Below are 17809 nucleotides of genomic sequence, written 5' to 3' on the forward strand. Positions count from 1 at the left end.
GACGCTACGCTCCGGCAATGACTACCCATTCCGCGCAGATCCTTCCTCCCCTTCCCGCGGACAGCGCCGCCCGCCTGCAAGCCCTGATGGCCGGCGGCCGGCGCAAGCTCCTGGGCCTGGTCGGCGCGCCCGGCGCGGGCAAGTCCACGCTCGCTGCGGCGCTGCTTGCGCTGGTGGGCGCCGACCATGCGCAGGTCGTGCCCATGGACGGCTTCCACCTGGCCAACGTCGAGCTGCAGCGGCTCGGCCGCGCCGGCCGCAAGGGCGCGCCCGACACCTTCGACAGCGCCGGCTACGTCGCGCTGCTGCAGCGACTGCGCGAGCAGCGGCCCGACGGCGACATCGTCTATGCGCCGGAATTCCGCCGCGAGATCGAGGAGCCGGTGGCCGGCGCCATCGCGGTGCTGCCGACGACGCAGCTCGTCATCACCGAAGGCAACTACCTGCTGCACGACGCGGGTCCGTGGGCCGGCGCGGCGGCGATGCTCGACGAGGTCTGGTACGTGGACATCGACGACGCGCTGCGCGAAGAGCGGCTGGTGCGGCGCCACCAGCAGTTCGGCCGCAGCCTCGAAGAGGCGCGCGCTTGGGTGGCCGGCACCGACGCGCCCAATGCGCGGCTGATCGCGGCCACGCGGGTGCGCGCGCACCACGTGCTGCCCTGGGGCTGAGTCCGCCAGGAAAACTTTCATGCCGGACAGGGAACGCCGGCGCGCCGGCGCGCTCGAAGCCTTGCCGGCAAATGCGCCGGTTAGCATTCGCCGCTCCATGCCGTCCATGCACCCCATGCACTTCCGTTCTCTTCGCGCACCGATCCTCTTGCTGGGTCTTTCGTCCGCACTCGTACTGGCCGGCTGCGGCGGTGTCGCCCAGCGCAAGGTCAACTACGAACCCGAGGCCTTCGGCTCCACCACCACCCACACCCGCGACTACCAGGCCACCGAGGCCGAGACCTGCGAAGCCGCGCGCCGCGCGCTGCTGAGCCAGGGCTACATGATCACCGCGGCCAACGCCGACCTCGTGACCGGGCGCAAGAGCTTCCAGCCGGCGGCCGAGGTGCATGTGGAGGTCGAGTTCCGCGTGGTCTGCGCGCGCGAGAGCACGCGGGGCGGCGGCAAGGCCAGCAAGAACACCGTGGCCTTCGCGACGGCGCTGCAGGACCGCTACGGCATCAAGAAGGTCAACAACTCGGCCAGCCTCGGCGTGGGCGCGATCGGCTCGCTCTCGCTGCCGTTCTCGGGCAGCGACGACGCCATGGTCAAGGTCGCGAGCGAGACGCTGACAGACGAGCGCTTCTACGACCGCTTCTTCGCGCTGCTCGACCGCTTCCTCGACGGGCCCCAAGACGAGGCCGACGCGCCCCAGGAAGAAAAGCCCGAGAAACCGGCCGCGGGCCCGGTGCCCGCCGAAGGGCCCGCCACCACCTACCCCGTGAACTCGTCGCCGAACCGGGGCTGATGCCGGTCGCCAGATAATAAGATGAGTCTTACAATCCGGGCATGGCTTCGACCTCCCCGGATCCGGCGCAGTGCGCCACGCGTCTTCGCAACTCCGTCGCGCTGCTGTCGCGGCAACTGCGCAGCGGCAGCGCCACGCCCGACGGCCCGAGCGTGGCCAAGCTCAGCGTGCTCGGCCAGTTGCACCGCCATGGCCCCAGCACCCCGACCGCGCTGGCTGCGCTGGAGCGCGTCAAGCCGCAGTCGCTGACGCGGCTGCTGGCCGAGCTCGAAGCAGAAGACTGGATCACGCGCGCGCCGCATGCCAGCGACGGACGCCAGTCGGTGCTGTCGCTCACGCCCGAAGGCACGAAGCGGCTGAAGGCGATCATGCGGTCGCGCGAATCGGCGCTGGCCGAGGCGATCGGCGCCACGCTGGATGCGCAGCAACGCGCCGTGCTGCTGCAGGCCTGCGAACTGATCGACGGCCTCGGCGCCGCGCTGGCCGTCAACGCCGCCGGAGCGACGAAGCCATGAACGCGATGCCGGCGCTGCAGCACTTCGCCGGACTCTGGCGCCACGGCCGCTGGCGTCCCGGCGTGCAGCTGGCCGGTGCGGTGGCACTTGCCTGGATCGTGTCCGTCGCGCTGCGCCTGCCGGAGAGCTTCTGGGCCGTGATGAGCGTGCTGATCGTCATGCGGCCGAGCGCGGGCTCCACGCTCGATGCCGGCTGGGACCGGGTGCGCGGCACCGCGGCCGGCGCGCTCTGCGGCCTGGCGGGTGTCTACCTGCATCACCACGGCGCGCCCGTGCTGCCGGTCACGCTGGCGGTCGTCATGCTGCTGGCCTTTGCCGGCGCGGCGGTGCCGGGCCTGCGCAGCGCGCCGGTGGCGGCGCTGATCATCCTGTCGGCCGGCGGCATCCCCGGCCACTCGGTGTTGCAGGTGGCGCTGCTGCGCATGGTGCAGATCGGCATCGGCGTGGGCGTGGCCCTGGCGGTCTCGACGGTGATGTCCGAATACCACGCGGGCGTGCGCTTCGATGAAGGCTGCGCCGCCTTGCTGCGCGGCATCGCCAGGCGAATGGCGGCTGCTACCCGGCCCGCGGATGCGGAGAGGGAGCGCATCGACACCGGCACGCGCGCGGCGCTGGGGCGGCTGGCCGTGCTGGCCGGCAGCGCCGACCTGGAGGCGCGATGGTGGCGACGCGGCACGGCTGCGGGCAATGCGCGCACCTACCGCGACAGGGCGCGGCTGGCGGCGCGCATTTTCCAGGATGCGGTCGTGCTGGACCGCGTGTTCCGGCTGGAGAAGGGCGACGAAGCGCCGGACTCGTTCCGGCATGACGCGGCGCGAGCGGCCGCCAGGGCCATTGCCGCAATGGCCGACGCACTCGAGGGCAAGTGCGCGCCGCCGGACACCGCGGAACAACTCGAACGCTGCGCGCAAGCGTCGCGCGGCACCCCGTCGAACGCGATGCTGGCCGCGCCGCTGAACCTGCTGCTCGACGACCTCCGGCTCTTCCGTCACACGCTGCAACCCGCCCGCCATCGCCCGTCCGGCGCCAGCTGAGTCTTCGAATCACCCTAGAATCTTCCGGAAATCAATCGTTTCGGAGAGGGACGGGCATGGAAGACCAGACGCAGGACGCGCGCTACGCGCCGCCGCAATCCCATGTGGAAGACGTGCAGCAACCCGGCCAGCCGCAGCCGGGGCAGCTCGCGACGCGCGGCAAGCGCTTCCTGGCTGCAATGGTCGACGGCGGCATCGCGGTCGGCGCGCTGTGGCTGCTGTCGATGTTCACGCCCTACGACATCTGGAGCGACGACGGCCTCGGCCTCTGGACACCCCGCGTGACCGACACCGCCGTCGGCATCGTTCTCTACCTCGCATTGCACGGCTACCTGCTGGCCACGCGCGGCCAGACCATCGGCAAGGCGCTGTTCAAGATCCGCATCGCGCGGCCCGACGGCTCGAAGCCGTCGATCGGCCGCATCCTCGGCTTGCGCGAGAGCCCGCTGTTCCTGGCGAACATCGTGCCGATGCTCGGGCAGATCTTCGTGCTGGTCGACAGCCTCCTCATCTTCCGTGAGTCACGCCGCTGCCTGCACGACCAGATCGCCGATACGGTCGTGCTGCAGGCCTGAGCGTTGGTGCGCCTCGACACCCTCCACACCGCCGAGACTCCGGAAGGCATCGCGCTCTCGCTGCGCCCGGCCGGGCTGTTCGCGCGCGGGCTGGCTTACCTGATCGACTTCGCGATCCGGCTGGGCATCTTCGTCGGCATCTCGATCACGGTCGGCATGCTGGGCAAGATGGGCTTCGGCATCCTGCTGGTCGCCTACTTCTGCCTCGAGTGGTTCTACCCGGTGATCTTCGAGCTCACGCGCGCGGCGGCCACGCCAGGCAAGCGCGTGATGGGCCTGCGCGTGGTGATGGACTCCGGCCTGCCCGTGACGCCCGCCGCCTCGCTCACCCGCAACCTGCTGCGCGCGGCCGACTTCGTGCCTTCCTTCTACGGCGCGGGCATCGTGTCGATGCTGTGGCGGCGCGACAGCAAGCGGCTGGGCGACCTGGCCGCCGGCACGCTGGTGGTGTTCAGCGACCAGGTGAGCCTGCACGGCAGCGTGCCCGCCGCCGAGCCGCAGGCGCCCGCGCGGCCGCTGACCGCGCGCGAGCAGATGGCCGTCGTCTCGTGGGCCGGCCGCGCGACGCGCCTGACGCCCGAGCGTTTCGACGAACTCGCCCGCATCGCGCAACCGGTGCTGGGCCCCGACACCTCCGCGGGCGGCGGTGCCTCCGCGTCGCAGCGCCTGCTGGGCGTGGCGCAGTGGGTGCTGGGCCGGCGCGGCGGCGGCGCAGCCCAAACCAGAGGAGGCACGACGCGATGACGCCGCTGGATTTCGAAGCCGCCTATGCGCCCCTGTGGGCCGAACTCGAAGCCGTCATCGGCGTGGCGGAGACCAAGCGCAAGTTCGACGGCGCGCGGCTCGCCACGCTGTACCGCCGCGTGTGCGAGCACCTCGCGCTGGCGCAGGCCAGGGCTTATCCGATCCACCTCACGCAGCGGCTCGAAAGCCTGACGCAGAGCGCGCACCGGCTGATCTACCGGCAGCACGACTATGGCCTGGCGCGCTTCGCCCGGCTGGCGCTGGTCGACTTTCCCGAAGCCGTGCGGGCGCACCGCGTCTACCTGTGGGTGTCGGCGCTGATGTTCGTGGTGCCGCTGCTGGTGGCGGGCTGGGCCGCCTGGCGCGACCCCGGCTTCATCCTGCACCTGCTGGACGCCGACAACGTGCAGCAGTTCGACGCGATGTACAGCGACGACGCCGACGCCTTCGGCCGCACGCGCAGCGCCGGCGACGACTGGCAGATGTTCGGCTTCTACGTGATGCACAACATCGGCATCGGCTTCCGCTGCTTCGCGGCCGGCATCTTCGCGGGCGTGGGCAGCGCGGCGCTGGTGGTGTTCAACGGCATCCAGATCGGCGCGGTCGGCGGCTACCTGATCGGCGCGGGGCATGCGCAGAACTTCCTCTCCTTCGTCGTCACGCATTCGGCCTTCGAGCTCACGGCCATCGTGCTGGCCGGCGCGGCCGGGCTGCGGCTGGGCTACGCGTGGATCGCGCCCGGGCGCCACACGCGGCTCGAAGCCCTGCGGCTGGCCGCGCGCCACGCGGTGGTGATCGTCTACGGCGTCATCGGGCTGCTGCTGATCGCCGCCGCGGTCGAGGCCTTCTGGTCTTCGGCGCGCTGGATCGCGCCGGCCGTGAAGTACGGCGTGGGCGGCGCCTGCTGGGTGCTGGTGCTGGCGTACCTGGGTTGGCAGGGCCGGCCGCGCGGAGGCGCGGAAGCGGCGCTGGAAAAGGAGCCCGGCCGTGCAGGTTGACGGCCTCGCCATCGCGCTGCGGCCACGCCCCATGGCCGAGGCCGCGGACCTGGGCGCGCAGCTCGTGCGCAGCCATGCACGCTCGGTCTGGCGCACCTTCCTGCCGGTGTACCTGGCCACGGTGCTGCTGGCCTTCTGCACCGTCGAGATCGCGGGCTGGCTGCCGAGCCTGCTGATCTTCTGGCTCAAGCCCTGGCTCGACCGCAGCCTGCTGTTCGTGCATTCGCGCGCGGTGTTCGGCCAGGAGACGCGCTGGGCCGACCTGTGGCAGAACCGCCGCGCCGTATGGGGCGGGCAACTGCTGCGCACGCTGGTGTGGCGGCGGCTGTCGCCCTGGCGCTCGTTCACCCAGGCGATCGACCAGCTCGAAGGCCAGCGCGGCGGCGCACGCAGCAAGCGGCGCGCGCAGTTGCTGCGCGGGCGGCGCGGCGCGGCCACGGGTATGCAGCTGGTGTATGCGAACGTGGAGATGGCGCTCGACATCTGCCTGCTGTCGCTGCTGTTCTGGTTCGCGCCGGAAGGCAGCGCGCGCGAATTGTTCGGCTGGCTCACGCAGTCGGACGCGCCGCTGCAGAGCCTGCTGGCCGCGGGCGCCTACGCCATCGTCGTCGGCGTGCTGGAGCCGTTCTACGTGGGCGCCGGTTTTGCGATGTACCTCAACCGCCGGGTCGAGCTGGAAGCCTGGGACATCGAACAGGAGTTCCGCCGTGGCTTCCGCTGACGTCCGCCGATGGCTGTCCGCTGCCGTGCTGGCCGTGTGCTGCGCGGCGGGCACGGCCTCGGCCGCGACCGATACCGCCCCGACTCGCGAGCAGGTCAGGGCGGCCGCCGACAAGGTGCGCGCCGACCCCAACATGCCCGGCGTCAAGACCGAGAAGAAGCTGCGCTTCAAGGAGCGCGACGACGACGAGGAAGAAGAGCCCGAGAAGAAGACCGACAGCCTCGACTGGCTGCGCGACTTCGTGAGGGCCGTGGCCGAAGGCGCGCGCTGGCTCATCTGGGGGCTGGCCGCGCTGGCGCTGGCCTGGCTGGCGATCCGCATCCACCGCTGGGCGCGGGTGCGTGCCGGCGGCGCGCGGCCCGGCAAGGCGCCGCTGCCCAGCCATGTGGGCAGCCTCGACATCCGGCCCGAGAGCCTGCCCGACGACGTTGGCAATGCCGCCGCGGCGCTCTGGCAGCGCGGCCAGCACCGGCCGGCGCTGTCGCTGCTGTATCGCGGCGCGCTGTCGCGCCTCGTGCATGCGCACGGCGTGCCGGTGCGCGCGGCGAGCACCGAGGGCGAGTGCGTGGCCCTTGCCGCCGGCCGGCTGCAGCCGCAGGCACAGGCCTTCTTCGTGCGGCTGGTGGATGCCTGGCAACTGGCGGCCTACGGCGGGCGCCTGCCTTCCACCGCGCAGGTGCTGGCGATCTGCGGCGAGTTCGACCTGCACCTGCCGGCAGTCGCCGCGCCCGTGCCCGGCTTCGCGCAGGAGGCCGCCGCATGAAGGCCTGGGCGGTCCGCATCGTCGCGGTGCTCGTTCTGGTGCTGGCCGGCGGCTGGCTGGTGTCCGCCACCGAATGGGCGGAGACCGAAGTGCCGACGCCCGCGAGCGAGGAGGTCAGGAAGAACTCCTTCTATGCCGTGCAGTCGCTGCTGCGCCACCTCGGCGCCGAGGTGGTCAGGCGCGAGAACCTGGACGAGCTGCCGCCCGCGCAGGCGCGGCTGGTGCTCGCCTCCAGCTACTGGGACATGTTCCCCGAGCGCGGGCAGCGCCTGCGCCGCTGGGTGGAGCAGGGCGGCCATCTCGTGATGCCGGGCCACCTCGCGAGCGGGGACATGCTGGAGAGCTGGATTCCGCTGGTCCGGGAAAAAACCGTGCGGCCGGACGAGTCCGACGAACCCGTCGCGCCGAAGAAGAAAAAGTCCCGCTCGCAGCGCGATGAACAACGCACCAAGGATGCCGACTGCCGCATGCTGGCCGAACCCGATACCGTGCCCGGGAGCTTTGCGGGTGGGCGGGGCTTTCGCATCTGCACCTGGGCCGAGCCCGTGCAGTTCAGTCCCTCCGACAAGCGGCAGCCGCCGCTGTGGATGGCGCGCGGCGCACGCGGCGCCGAGGCGATCCGCGTGCGCGTCGGCCAGGGCACCGTCACCTTGCTGCCCTCCGGTGTGTGGCACAACCAGAACCTGCTGCGCGGCGACAACGCGCTGTTCGCCGTGGCCGCGCTGCAGCTGCGCACCGGCTCGCAGGTCTGGTTCGTCGCCGAGGAGGCGCGCGAGCCCTTCCTGCGCTGGCTCTGGCACAAGAGCTGGGTGGTCTGGGTCGTGGGCCTGCTGGCGCTGGCCGCCGCGCTCTGGCGTGCGGCCGTGCGCTTCGGCCCGCTCGCGCCTTCGGCCGGCACGCATCGGCGTTCCATGGCCGAGCAGGTGCGCGGCACCGCCGGCTTCCTGCACATGCACGGCGGCGACGCGCTGCATGCGGCGCAGCTGCGCGCACTGAACGAATGCGCCATCCGCCAGCTGCGCGGCTATGCCCACCGCGACGCGTCGGCACGCGCCGACGCCATCGCCAGGGCCACCGGCCTGGAAGCGGCCATGGTCGTGCGGGCGATGGCCGAGCGCGCCCGCAACCCCGGGGCCATGGCCCTCGACCTGGAAGTGCTGGAAACCGCGCGCCGGCGGCTCGATGCCAACGGGCCGTTCGTGCCTTCGCCTCCGTCCGCTTCTTCTTCCCCCTCCACACCCTGAACCGAGAGACGACGCCCATGCAAGCCATCCAACCCGAAGAACTGACGCGCGCGGCCCAGTGGCTGCAGACGCTGCGCGCCGAGGTCGGCCAGGCCGTGGTCGGCCAGCTCGAGGCGGTCGACCAGACGCTGGTGGCGCTGGTCGCGTCGGGCCATGTGCTGATCGAAGGCGTGCCGGGCCTGGGCAAGACGCTGCTCGCGCGCGCGCTCGCGCAGGCCATGACGCTGCGCTATGCGCGCGTGCAGTTCACGCCCGACCTGATGCCCTCGGACATCACCGGCCACGCGGTGCTCGACATCGCCTCGCGCGGCGACGGCAGCCTCGGCACCCTGCGCGTGCACCAGGGGCCGGTGTTCACCAACCTGCTGCTGGCCGACGAAATCAACCGCGCGCCAGCCAAGACCCAGAGCGCGCTGCTCGAAGTCATGCAGGAGTACCAGGTCACGCTCGAAGGCACGGCCATGCCGCTGCCGCGTCCCTTCATGGTGATGGCCACGCAGAACCCGATCGACACCGAAGGCACCTACCCGTTGCCCGAAGCGCAGCTCGACCGCTTCCTGCTGAAGATCGACATCGGCTTTCCCAGCCACAGCGAAGAAAACGCCATCGTGCAGCTCACCACCAACCAGCGCGCCGGCAACCAGTTTCCGCTCGACGCGGTGCGCCCCTGCCTCGACGAGGCGCAGGTGCTCGAGCTGCAGCGGCTGGCCTGCCTGGTGCAGGCCGACGAGCGCGTGATCGACTACGCGGTGCGCATCGCGCGCGCCACGCGCGACTGGCCGGGTCTGTCTTCGGGCGCCGGGCCGCGCGGCACCATGGCGCTGGTGCGCGCCGCCCGCGCCGCCGCGCTGATGGCCGGGCGCGACTTCATCACGCCCGACGACGTGGCGCGCCAGGCGCTGCCCGCGCTGCGCCACCGCGTGATGATCTCGCCCGACGCGCAGCTCGAAGGCGTCAGCGTCGACGCGCTGCTGCGCGCCGCCCGCGACAGCGTCGAAGCCCCGAGGCTCTAGGCCCGCGGATGCGCATGGCTGTTCCGATCCCCGCGCGCGCGGCCGTGCTGGCGCTGGCCGGCCTGGCCGTGGCCGCCGCCGTGGCACTGCCGCTGGGCGCGCCGCTGGTCTACGTGGCGGCGGTCGCGGGCGTGCTGCTCGCGCTGGGGCTCGTGCTCGCGGCGTTCGACCTGTGGCACAGCCTGAGGCTCTGGCGCGCCGCGCCGCTTCGCATCGAGCGCAGCCTGCCGGGCGCGTTCTCCCTCGGCGTGCCGACGGTGCTCACGCTCTCGCTGGTGAATGAAGGCGCGCAGCCTTGGCGGGTGGCAGTGTTCGACGAACTCGACGCGCACTTCAGCTTCGACGGGCTGCCGCAGTCCGTCACCGTGCCCGGGGGCTCGCGCGCCGTGCTTCGCTACACCGCCACGGCCACGCAGCGCGGCGTGGCGCAATTCGGCGCCACCCAGCTGCGCTGGCGCACCCGGCTCGGCTGCTTCGAGGTGCGGCAGACGCTGGGCGAGCCGCGCCGGCTGCGCGTGTATCCCAACTTCGCCGCGCTGGCGCGCTACGCATGGCTGTCGGGCGACCGGCGGCTCGCGCAGATCGGCATCAAGACCTATGCGCAGCGCGGGCTGGGCACCGACTTCCGCCAGCTCGCCGACTACAAGACCGGCGACTCGCTGCGCCACATCGACTGGAAGGCCACGCAGCGCCAGCGCCGCCCCATCGTGCGCGAGTTCCAGGACGACCGCGACCAGTGCGTGCTCTTCCTGCTCGACTGCGGCCGCCGCATGCGCGCGGACGAAGGCGCGCAGGCACAGAGGGCCAACAGTCACTTCGACGAGGCGCTCAACGCGCTGATGCTGTTGAGCTACGTGGCGCTGAAGGAGGGCGACGAAGTCGGCGCCATGACCTTCGGCTGCCCGCCCGAAGAACGGCGCGACTTCGCGCCGCGCAAGGGCACCGCCACGCTCAATGCGCTGATGAACCGGCTGCACGATATCCAGCCCGGCGCCACCCACTCCGACTACCTGCTGGCCGCGCAGGAGCTGCTGCTCACGCAGAAGCGCCGCGCGCTCGTCATCGTGCTGACCAACTTCCGCGACGAAGACGCCACCGAGCTGCGCCCCGCCATCAAGCTGCTGCGCCGCAAGCACCTGGTGCTGGTTGCGAGCCTGCGCGAACGCGTGCTCGGGCGCATCGCCAGCCAGCCGCTGGCGCAGCCGCGCGACGCGGTCGACGTGGCGGCCGCGCACCTGTTCGACCAGTCGAGGCGCGACGCCTTCGCGCGCGTGGTCGGCAACGATCCGCTGTCGGTCGACGTCGAGCCGGCCGACCTGGCGGTGGCGTTGGTGAACCGCTATCACGCTGTCAAAAGGGCTGGCCTTTTGTAGCCATCCCTGTCCAAAATGTTTGCGCTCAGTCAATCGTTCAACTACCAACAGTCAGAGGAGAAGAAACACATGACGGATTTCACCAACGCCAATCCCAACCTCAACCCGAACCCCTATGCAGCGCCCCGCGCTGCCGTGGACGACGTCTACGACGACAACGCGAGCGTGCAGCCCGTGAAGCTCTGGTCCGCCAAGGGCCGCATCGGGCGGGTGCGCTTCCTGGCGTACATGATGTATTCGTACCTGCTGTGCGTCGCGGGAGCCGGCGTGCTGGGCGGCATCATCGGCGCGGCGGGCCTGGGCACGCCTATCGGCATCGGCGTCGTGACCGTGCTGGCCCTGATTCCCTATTTCATCTTCTATGTGCTGGTGGCGATCCAGCGCACGCACGACATGGACTGGTCGGGCTGGATGCTGCTGCTGGGACTGATCCCCCTGGTCGGGCTGATCTGGGTCTTCAAGGGCGGCACCAAGGGCCGCAACCGCTTCGGCGCGCCGCCGCCGCCCAACGGCATCGGCGTCATCATCGGTGCGTGGCTGCTGCCCGTGGTCGCGCTGGTCGGCATCGTGCTGGCCATCGCGATGCCGGCCACCCGCTAACGCACCAGCGTCGACTTGCCGAACAGGCTCTCGATGAGTTCCACGGCCACCTCGGCCGTCTGGTTGCGCACGTCGAGGGCCGGGTTCAGCTCCACCACGTCGAGCGAGCAGAGCCGGCCGGTGTCCGAGATCATTTCCATGCACAGCTGCATCTCGCGGTAGGTCGGCCCGCCGCGCACCCCGGTGCCCACGCCGGGCGCGATGCCGGGGTCGAGGCAGTCGAGGTCGAAGCTCACGTGCAGGTGCGTGTCTTCGTCCACGTCCTGCAGCGCTTCCGTCATGGTGGTGCGCATGCCGTGTTCGTCGATGTGGCGCATGTCGAAAACGTTCAGGCCCAGCGTGCGGATGGCTTCCTTCTCGTCGCTGTCCACGCTGCGGATGCCGATGAAGCGGATGGCCTCGTGCGCCAGTGCCGCGCGCTCGCCGCTCCAGCCGGTGAGCACCGAAGGCCCGTGGCCCAGCAGGCACGACACCGGCATGCCGTGCAGATTGCCGCTGGGGCTGGTGGTCTCGGTGTTGACGTCGGAGTGCGCGTCGAGCCACAGCACGCGCAGCTTCTTGCCGCGCCGGCGCGCATGCCACGCCACCGCGCTGATCGAGCCGATGGCCAGGCAGTGGTCGCCGCCCATCATGAGCGGCACGTGGCCCGCGCCCAGCGCGCTGTCGACGGCGGCGTAGACCGAGCGGTTCCACGTGACCACCTCGTCGAGATGGCGCAGCCCGTTGGCCGGCGGCGCCCACGGCGTGGCGGGGCCGGCGAGGTTGCCGCGGTCGATCACCGCGAAGCCCTGTTTCGCCAGCGCCTCGGGCAGGCCCGCCACGCGCAGCGCATCGGGCCCCATGCCGGCGCCGCGCACGCTGGCGCCGATGTCGGTGGGGGCGCCTATCAGTTCGAGAGTGGTGGTGGTGTTGGTCATGCCGGCTTCCCCAGGTGTTGCCACAGATATGCATAGCCCAGCGCATCCATGAACGCCGATTCCTTGTTGTCCGCGGCCGCGCTGTGGCCGCCTTCCATGTTCTCGTAGAAGCTGCTGTCGTAGCCCAGCGCCAGCATCTTCGCGTGCATCTTGCGCGCATGCACCGGCCCCACGCGGTCGTCGCGCGTCGACGTGGTGAAGAGCGCCGGCGGGTAGGCCTGGCCCGGCTTCGCGTTCTCGTAGGGCGAGAAGGTGCGGATGAACTCCCACTCGTCGGGCTGTTCCGGGTCGCCGTATTCCGCAATCCACGAGGCACCGGCCGACAGCTGCGTATAGCGCCGCATGTCGAGCAGCGCGACCTCGCTCACGATCGCGCCGTAGAGCTGCGGGTACAGCGTGAGCATGTTGCCCATCAGCAGCCCGCCGTTGCTGCCGCCCATTGCGCCCAGGTGGGCGGGCGAGGTGATCTTGCGCGCGATGAGGTCCTCGGACACCGCCGCGAAGTCTTCGCAGGTGCGCAGCCGGTTCTCCTGCAGCGCCGCCTGGTGCCAGCGCGGGCCGTACTCGCCGCCGCCGCGGATGTTGGCGATGACGTACACGCCGCCCCGGTCCAGCCATGCGCGGCCGATGCTGCCGCTGTAGCTGGGCTGCAATGAAATCTCGAAGCCGCCGTAGGCGTACTGCAGCGTGGGGTTCCTGCCGTTGGCCTGCAGGTCCTTGGCGGCGATCTCGAAGTAGGGCACGCGGGTGCCGTCCTTCGACTGCACGAAGTGCTGGCTCACGCGGTAGCGCGAGGCGTCGAAGAACGCCGGGCTGTGCTTCAGCACCTGGGGCTCGCCCTGGCCGATGGTGCCGATGTAGAGCGTGGTCGGCTGCAGGAAGCCGCTCACCGTGAGGAAGTAGTCGTCGTTCTCGTCCTCGTCGATGCCGCCGGCCGCGATGGTCGAGAGCGCTGGCGCGCCGCCCAGGCTCTCGCGCTTCCACGGCCCCTTTCCATCGGCGGGCGGCGTGAGCACCTCGAGGCGGTTCACCACGTCGTGCATCACGTTGAGGATCAGGTGGTTGCGCGTCCACGAGTGGTCGTCCAGCGCGGTGGTGTCGTCGGGCTCGAACAGCACCGTCAGCTCGCGCCTGCCGGCCATGTAGTCGTCGAACTTCGCGGCCAGCAGCGAGCCTGAAGCGTAGGTGCGGCCACCCACCGTCCAGTCCTCGCGCGGCTCGATCAGCATCCACTCGCGCGTGATGTCGGTGTTGGAGTCGTCGGGCACGTCGATCTTCACGAGCTGGCCGTCGGCGCCGCGCAGCCAGGTCTCGCTCTCGTAGAAGTCGATCTGCCGCGTGACGAAGTCGCGCTCGAAGCCGGGCGTGTTGTCGCGCCAGGCACTGACGGACATGTCCTCGTGCAGGCCCTCGTACACCGTCACGGCATCGGCCAGCGGCGTGCCGCGCCGCCATTCCTTCACGATGCGCGGGTAGCTGGAGCTGGTCATCGAGCCGGGGCCGAAGTCGGTGGCCACGTAGAGGTGGTCGATGTCTTTCCAGCCCACGTGGTTCTTGGCCTCGGGCAGCGAGAAGCCGCCTTCGACGAACTGCGCGGTTTCCAGGTCGAACTCGCGCACCACGTCGGCGTCGGCGCCGCCGCGAGACAGCGAGATCAGGCAGCGCCTGTAGTCGGGCTCCAGGCAGTCGGCACCGTGCCAGACCCAGTTCTCGCCGTCGGCCGCGGCCAGCGCGTCGAGGTCGAGCACGGTCTCCCAGGCGGGCTGCGGCTTGCGGTACTCGTCCAGCGTGGTGCGGCGCCAGAGGCCCTTCGGATGGTCCTTGTCGCGCCAGAAGTTGTAGAAGCGCGCACCGATCTTGCGCACCATCGGAATGCGGTCGTCCGAGTCGAGCACCTCGAGGATGCCCTGCTGGAGCGCATCGAAGGCGGGCGACCGCGCATAGGCCTGCACGGTGCGGGCGTTCTGCGCGCGGGCCCAGTCGAGCGGCTTGTCGCCGTCGATGTCTTCGAGCCAGAGATGGTCGTCCTGGGCGTGCTGCGGGGGGAGGCTGGATGTCATGGCCTCAGTGTACGGAGGCTGTGTGAAACGGGCGACGCGAGCAGTCGCGGCCCTGCCCGCCGGCAAGGCACTTTTTCGCTACTTCGGGCAAACCCCTGCCTCCCGAGTGCCTTCCCCCGGTGGAAACACTGAATAACCAGCGGCCCCGGAACGCGGTGCCCGCGCTATCCTGCCAAGCGGCGCACGCCCCACCAAGGAGACACAACACATGAAACACCTGAGCGGACTTGATGCCACTTTCCTGCACCTGGAAACGCCGGAAATGCCGATGCACGTGGGCTCCCTGAACGTGCTCGACCTGCCCAAGGGCTACAAGGGCGACTTCTACGAAGACGCCAAGAACTTCATGGCCAGCCGCATCCACCTGGCCGACGTATTCACGCGCAAGCTCGCGCTGATGCCCTTCGACATGACCAACCCGGTGTGGGTCGAGGACGACGACATCGACCTCGACTACCACGTGCGCCACATCACCCTGCCCAAGCCCGGAACCAACCGGCAGTTGCAGCAATACGTGGCGCGGCTGCATTCCACGCTCATCGACCGCAGCCGGCCGATGTGGGAGTTCTTCATCATCGACGGCTTGAAGAGCGGGCAGGTGGCGCTCTACACCAAGGTGCACCATGCGGGCATCGACGGGCAGGCCGGCGTGGAAGTGGGCAAGGCCATCTTCGACCTGGAGCCCACGGGCCGCGTGGTGAAGCCGCCGCGCTCGCGACCGCGCAGCAGCGGCTACCAGCTGGGCATGGCCGAACTCGCGAGCGCCGCGCTGCGCAACACGGCGCAGCAATACGTGAAGCTCTTCAAGATGGCGCCGGCCATCGCGCGCGCCATCGGCGGCCTGGCCAAGCCCGACGAGAAGGCGGCCGAGAAGAACACGACCGCCGCGCCGAAGAAGTTCAACCTCTTCGCGCCGCGCACCTCGCTCAACGTGTCGATCACCAACCAGCGCACCTTCGCCGGACGCACCATCTCCCTGGCCGAGACCAAGTACATCGCCAAGCACTTCGGCGTGTCGCTCAACGACGTGGTCATGGCCACGGTGGCCGGCGCGCTGCGCCACTACCTGGCCGACAACAACGAGCTGCCGGCCAAGCCGCTGGTGGCCGGCGTGCCGGTGAGCCTGCGCGAGGCCGGCGACCAGACGGCCAACAACCAGGCCAGCATGATCCTGGTGAGCCTGGCCACCGACATCACCGACCCGCTGCAGCGGCTGAAGGCGATCAATGCGTCTTCCACCGCGTCCAAGTCGACCATGAACCGCTTCAAGGCGGTGATCCTCGACGACTTCCCGACCTTCGCCGCGCCCTGGCTGGTGTCGGGCATCGCGTCGATGGTGGGGCGCTCGGGCATCGTCAACCTGCTGCCGCCGGCGGCCAACGTGGCCATCTCCAACGTGGCCGGCGCGCCGTTCCCGATGTACTTTGCCGGCGCGCTCGTGACCTGCTACTACCCGGTGTCGATCGCCAGCCATGGCACGGCGCTGAACGTGACGGTGCAGAGCTACAACGGCCGCATGGACTACGGGCTGATCGCCTGCCGCCGCGCCGTGCCCGACATCACCGAGATCGGCGACTACCTGCTGGCCGAGCACAAGCTGCTGATGGAGCTGACGCAGAAGCACCCGGCCGCCGCGGGCGCCGCGCCCGCGCCGGTGCCTCCGAAGACGGTCGAGGCGCCTGCCGACGAGGCGGCGGCCGCCGCGCCGGTTGCCGCGAAGAAGAAGCCGGCCGCGCGCAAGAAGGCCCCGGTGAAGGTCGCGGCGGCGGGGAAGGCGGTGAAGCCCGTGAAGGCGAAGGCGCCCGCCAAGGCTCCTCCCAAGGCGGTGGCGAAGAAGGCCAAGCCCGCTCCCAAGCCCACGGTCCCCAAGCCGCCGGCGCGCAAGGCCGCTCCGGCCAAGCGTTCCGGCGCTTCGCGGGCCGCGGCGGCATGAAAAGAAAATTGGGGCGGTTGGACTAGTTTTCCGACCGTTCTAGTTTTCCAGGCCTAGGCCTTGCGGAAGAAGATGGGTCCATCGCGAAAGACACCCCGTTTCCTTCGCGAACCTTTCAACTTCAAGGAAACCACACCATGTCCACGCAGACCACCATCGCTTCCGCAGCCGTCCACGTCGTCGGCCAGTACAACGACGCGGGCAAGACCCTGGTCGGCGCCTACCGCACCGGCGTGCATCGCCTGCTGAACGGCGCCGCTTCGCGCTACAGCGACTTCCTGGGCAGCCGCCAGATCCCGATGGTGAGCGAGAAGGTCAAGGCCAACCTGATCGGCGCGCAGGAGAAGGTCAACGGCTTCCTGGCCAACCGCCTGGACATCGACACCAGCCGCATCGTGAACGTGATGGACCGCGTGGCCGCGGGCACCACGACCGGCATCGAAACGGTCGCCGCCCGCGTGGCGCGCGTCGAATCGCCGGTGGCCACCTCGGTCATCAACACGCTGAGCGCCATCAACCAGCCGATCGCCACCGTCTCGGTGCAGATCGCCGACAAGATCGTCGCCGGTACCAGGCAGATCGAAGCCCGTGTGAGCGGCACCGAAGAAGCCGCCAGGCCGGTTCGCACGGTGAAGGCCAAGGCTGCCGTCGCCAAGAAGCCGGTTCGCCGCGCTGCTGCCCGCAAGGCGGCCTGACCCCCGGGGCGCCTCGCGGCGCCCTTTTCATTTTTCCGGCATCTGGAGCACCTGCATGGCGACCCGTCCTGACGAAACCGCAAACGCGAAGAAGAGGGCGGCGCCTGCCAAAAAGAGGGCTCCGGCCGTGAAGAAGAAAGCGCCCGCCGCCAGGAAGCCCGCGGCGCAGCCCGGCAAGGCCGAAGGCCTGCTGCGCGCCGGCCTCAAGGCGCTGGACAACGTGCGCAACGACGTCGCCAAGCGCCAGGCCAACGTGATCGAAGGCCTGCTCGGCATCGGGCAGGGCAAGGTGCCCGGCCTCGGCCTCGACGGCTTCGGCATCCGCAAGTTCGAGGACGTGTTCGACCAGCGCGTCGCCACCGCCCTGCAGCGCCTGGGCATGCCCGGCGCGGACGAAGTGCAGGCCCTGCGCGACGAGGTTGCGCAACTGCGCGAACGCGTGGCGCAGCTCGAAGGCTCCGCCACTGTCGCCACGGCCGCCCCGCGCGCGCGCGGCAAACGCTGAGCGGCCACAACGCAACGCCCCGGTTGTGGCCAGCTCCAACACCACGCGCGACCGCATCCTGCAGGCCAGCCTTGCGCTGTTCAACGCACAGGGCCTCGCGGCCGTGTCGACACACAAGATCGCTGCGGAGCTGGGCATCAGCCCCGGCAACCTGCACTACCACTTCAAGGCCAAGCAGCTCATCGTCGAATGGCTGTTCCGGCGCTTCGAGCAGCGCATGGAAGCGCTGAACGGCTCGTCGGCCTCAATCGCCGCCATCGACGACCTGTGGCTGGCCCTGCACCTGCGCTTCGAGGCCATCGACGAGTACCGCTTCATCTACCGCGACATGGCCTTCCTGGCCGGCGAATACCCCGCGCTCGGCCAGCGCGCGCAGGCGCTGACGGCGCAGAACCTGCTGGCCGCGCAGGCGCTGTGCGAAGGGCTGGTGGCATCGGGCGTGATCGAGACCAGCGCCGAGCAGGCCCGCATCCTGGCGCTGCAGATGGTGTTCACCACCACCTGCTGGCTGTCGTTCGAGCGCCTCGTGCCGGGCCGCGACGCGCTGGCCCAGGCCGACCCCGGCCTGGCAGCCTTCTACACGCTCACGCTGGTTTCTCCGTATGTTTCGAGCGAATCGAGGGCTTACCTCGATTACCTGAGGGGCAAATACCTCGGATAA

The 17809-nt window shown here is 70.3% G+C and carries 19 protein-coding genes; 17 read left to right on the top strand and 2 right to left on the bottom strand.

Annotated features, from left to right (window positions below; translation table 11 throughout):
* The first annotated feature begins 17 nt into the window (after positions 1–17).
* The 13 genes from C4F17_RS21925 (at position 18) to C4F17_RS21985 (ending at position 11038) form a co-directional block, all read left to right on the top strand.
* The gene (locus C4F17_RS21925; RefSeq protein ID WP_106936643.1) at positions 18–671 is read left to right on the top strand and encodes a nucleoside/nucleotide kinase family protein; all 654 of its coding nucleotides are present in this window, start codon (positions 18–20) and stop codon (positions 669–671) included.
* 97 nt (positions 672–768) lie between these two features.
* Positions 769–1458 carry a DUF2242 domain-containing protein gene (locus C4F17_RS21930; RefSeq protein ID WP_106936644.1) on the top strand — a complete coding sequence of 230 codons (690 nt, stop codon included), beginning with the start codon at positions 769–771 and terminating at the stop codon, positions 1456–1458.
* Positions 1459–1499: 41 nt separating this feature from the next.
* Entirely contained in the window at positions 1500–1973 is a 474-nt protein-coding gene (locus C4F17_RS21935; RefSeq protein WP_106936645.1) for a MarR family winged helix-turn-helix transcriptional regulator, read from the top strand.
* On the top strand, positions 1970–3007 hold the full coding sequence (locus tag C4F17_RS21940; protein WP_106936646.1) for an FUSC family protein: 1038 nt from the start codon (positions 1970–1972) through the stop codon (positions 3005–3007). The genes C4F17_RS21935 and C4F17_RS21940 overlap by 4 nt, the downstream gene beginning before the upstream one ends.
* Positions 3008–3063: 56 nt before the next feature.
* Positions 3064–3582: an RDD family protein gene (locus C4F17_RS21945; protein WP_081266033.1), complete on the top strand. Its 519-nt coding sequence runs from the start codon at positions 3064–3066 to the stop codon at positions 3580–3582.
* 6 nt (positions 3583–3588) lie between these two features.
* Complete coding sequence (locus C4F17_RS21950) at positions 3589–4326, top strand: RDD family protein (protein ID WP_106937653.1); 738 nt, start codon at positions 3589–3591, stop codon at positions 4324–4326.
* Positions 4323–5324 carry a stage II sporulation protein M gene (locus tag C4F17_RS21955; RefSeq protein WP_106936647.1) on the top strand — a complete coding sequence of 334 codons (1002 nt, stop codon included), beginning with the start codon at positions 4323–4325 and terminating at the stop codon, positions 5322–5324. The genes C4F17_RS21950 and C4F17_RS21955 overlap by 4 nt, the downstream gene beginning before the upstream one ends.
* Positions 5314–6045, top strand: coding sequence for a hypothetical protein (locus C4F17_RS21960; protein WP_081266031.1), 732 nt, complete (start codon positions 5314–5316; stop codon positions 6043–6045). The genes C4F17_RS21955 and C4F17_RS21960 overlap by 11 nt, the downstream gene beginning before the upstream one ends.
* Positions 6032–6808 (top strand): DUF4129 domain-containing protein, encoded by a 777-nt coding sequence (locus tag C4F17_RS21965; protein ID WP_234382285.1) that lies wholly within the window; start codon positions 6032–6034, stop codon positions 6806–6808. Before C4F17_RS21960 ends, C4F17_RS21965 begins: the two co-directional genes overlap by 14 nt.
* Positions 6805–8052, top strand: a complete 1248-nt coding sequence (locus tag C4F17_RS21970; RefSeq protein WP_106936648.1) for a DUF4350 domain-containing protein — start codon at positions 6805–6807, stop codon at positions 8050–8052. The genes C4F17_RS21965 and C4F17_RS21970 overlap by 4 nt, the downstream gene beginning before the upstream one ends.
* 17 nt (positions 8053–8069) lie before the next feature.
* A complete protein-coding gene (locus C4F17_RS21975; protein ID WP_106936649.1) occupies positions 8070–9065 on the top strand; it encodes an AAA family ATPase in 996 nt (331 codons plus the stop codon).
* Positions 9066–9079: 14 nt separating this feature from the next.
* Complete coding sequence (locus tag C4F17_RS21980) at positions 9080–10438, top strand: DUF58 domain-containing protein (RefSeq protein ID WP_234382287.1); 1359 nt, start codon at positions 9080–9082, stop codon at positions 10436–10438.
* Positions 10439–10507: 69 nt separating this feature from the next.
* Positions 10508–11038 (top strand): DUF805 domain-containing protein, encoded by a 531-nt coding sequence (locus C4F17_RS21985; RefSeq protein ID WP_106936651.1) that lies wholly within the window; start codon positions 10508–10510, stop codon positions 11036–11038.
* Here C4F17_RS21985 and rocF read toward each other — a convergent pair.
* Both rocF and C4F17_RS21995 read right to left on the bottom strand, forming a co-directional pair.
* Entirely contained in the window at positions 11035–11955 is a 921-nt protein-coding gene (gene rocF / locus C4F17_RS21990) for an arginase (RefSeq protein ID WP_106936652.1), read from the bottom strand. The genes C4F17_RS21985 and rocF overlap by 4 nt on opposite strands.
* Positions 11952–14015, bottom strand: a complete 2064-nt coding sequence (locus C4F17_RS21995) for a prolyl oligopeptidase family serine peptidase (protein ID WP_106936653.1) — start codon at positions 14013–14015, stop codon at positions 11952–11954. The genes rocF and C4F17_RS21995 overlap by 4 nt, the downstream gene beginning before the upstream one ends.
* A gap of 208 nt (positions 14016–14223) precedes the next feature.
* On the opposite strand from C4F17_RS21995, the gene C4F17_RS22000 reads away from it, so the two are divergent.
* The 4 genes from C4F17_RS22000 to C4F17_RS22015 all read left to right on the top strand — a co-directional run bounded on the left by C4F17_RS22000 (position 14224) and on the right by C4F17_RS22015 (position 17809).
* Positions 14224–15948 carry a WS/DGAT/MGAT family O-acyltransferase gene (locus tag C4F17_RS22000; protein ID WP_106936654.1) on the top strand — a complete coding sequence of 575 codons (1725 nt, stop codon included), beginning with the start codon at positions 14224–14226 and terminating at the stop codon, positions 15946–15948.
* Positions 15949–16085: 137 nt separating this feature from the next.
* Positions 16086–16643 carry a hypothetical protein gene (locus C4F17_RS22005; protein WP_106936655.1) on the top strand — a complete coding sequence of 186 codons (558 nt, stop codon included), beginning with the start codon at positions 16086–16088 and terminating at the stop codon, positions 16641–16643.
* Positions 16644–16770: 127 nt separating this feature from the next.
* Positions 16771–17148 carry a phasin family protein gene (locus tag C4F17_RS22010; RefSeq protein WP_234382289.1) on the top strand — a complete coding sequence of 126 codons (378 nt, stop codon included), beginning with the start codon at positions 16771–16773 and terminating at the stop codon, positions 17146–17148.
* Between the two features lie 25 nt (positions 17149–17173).
* Complete coding sequence (locus C4F17_RS22015) at positions 17174–17809, top strand: TetR/AcrR family transcriptional regulator (protein ID WP_081269805.1); 636 nt, start codon at positions 17174–17176, stop codon at positions 17807–17809.

It is taken from the genome of Variovorax sp. PMC12 (assembly GCF_003019815.1).
GTDB lineage: Bacteria > Pseudomonadota > Gammaproteobacteria > Burkholderiales > Burkholderiaceae_C > Variovorax.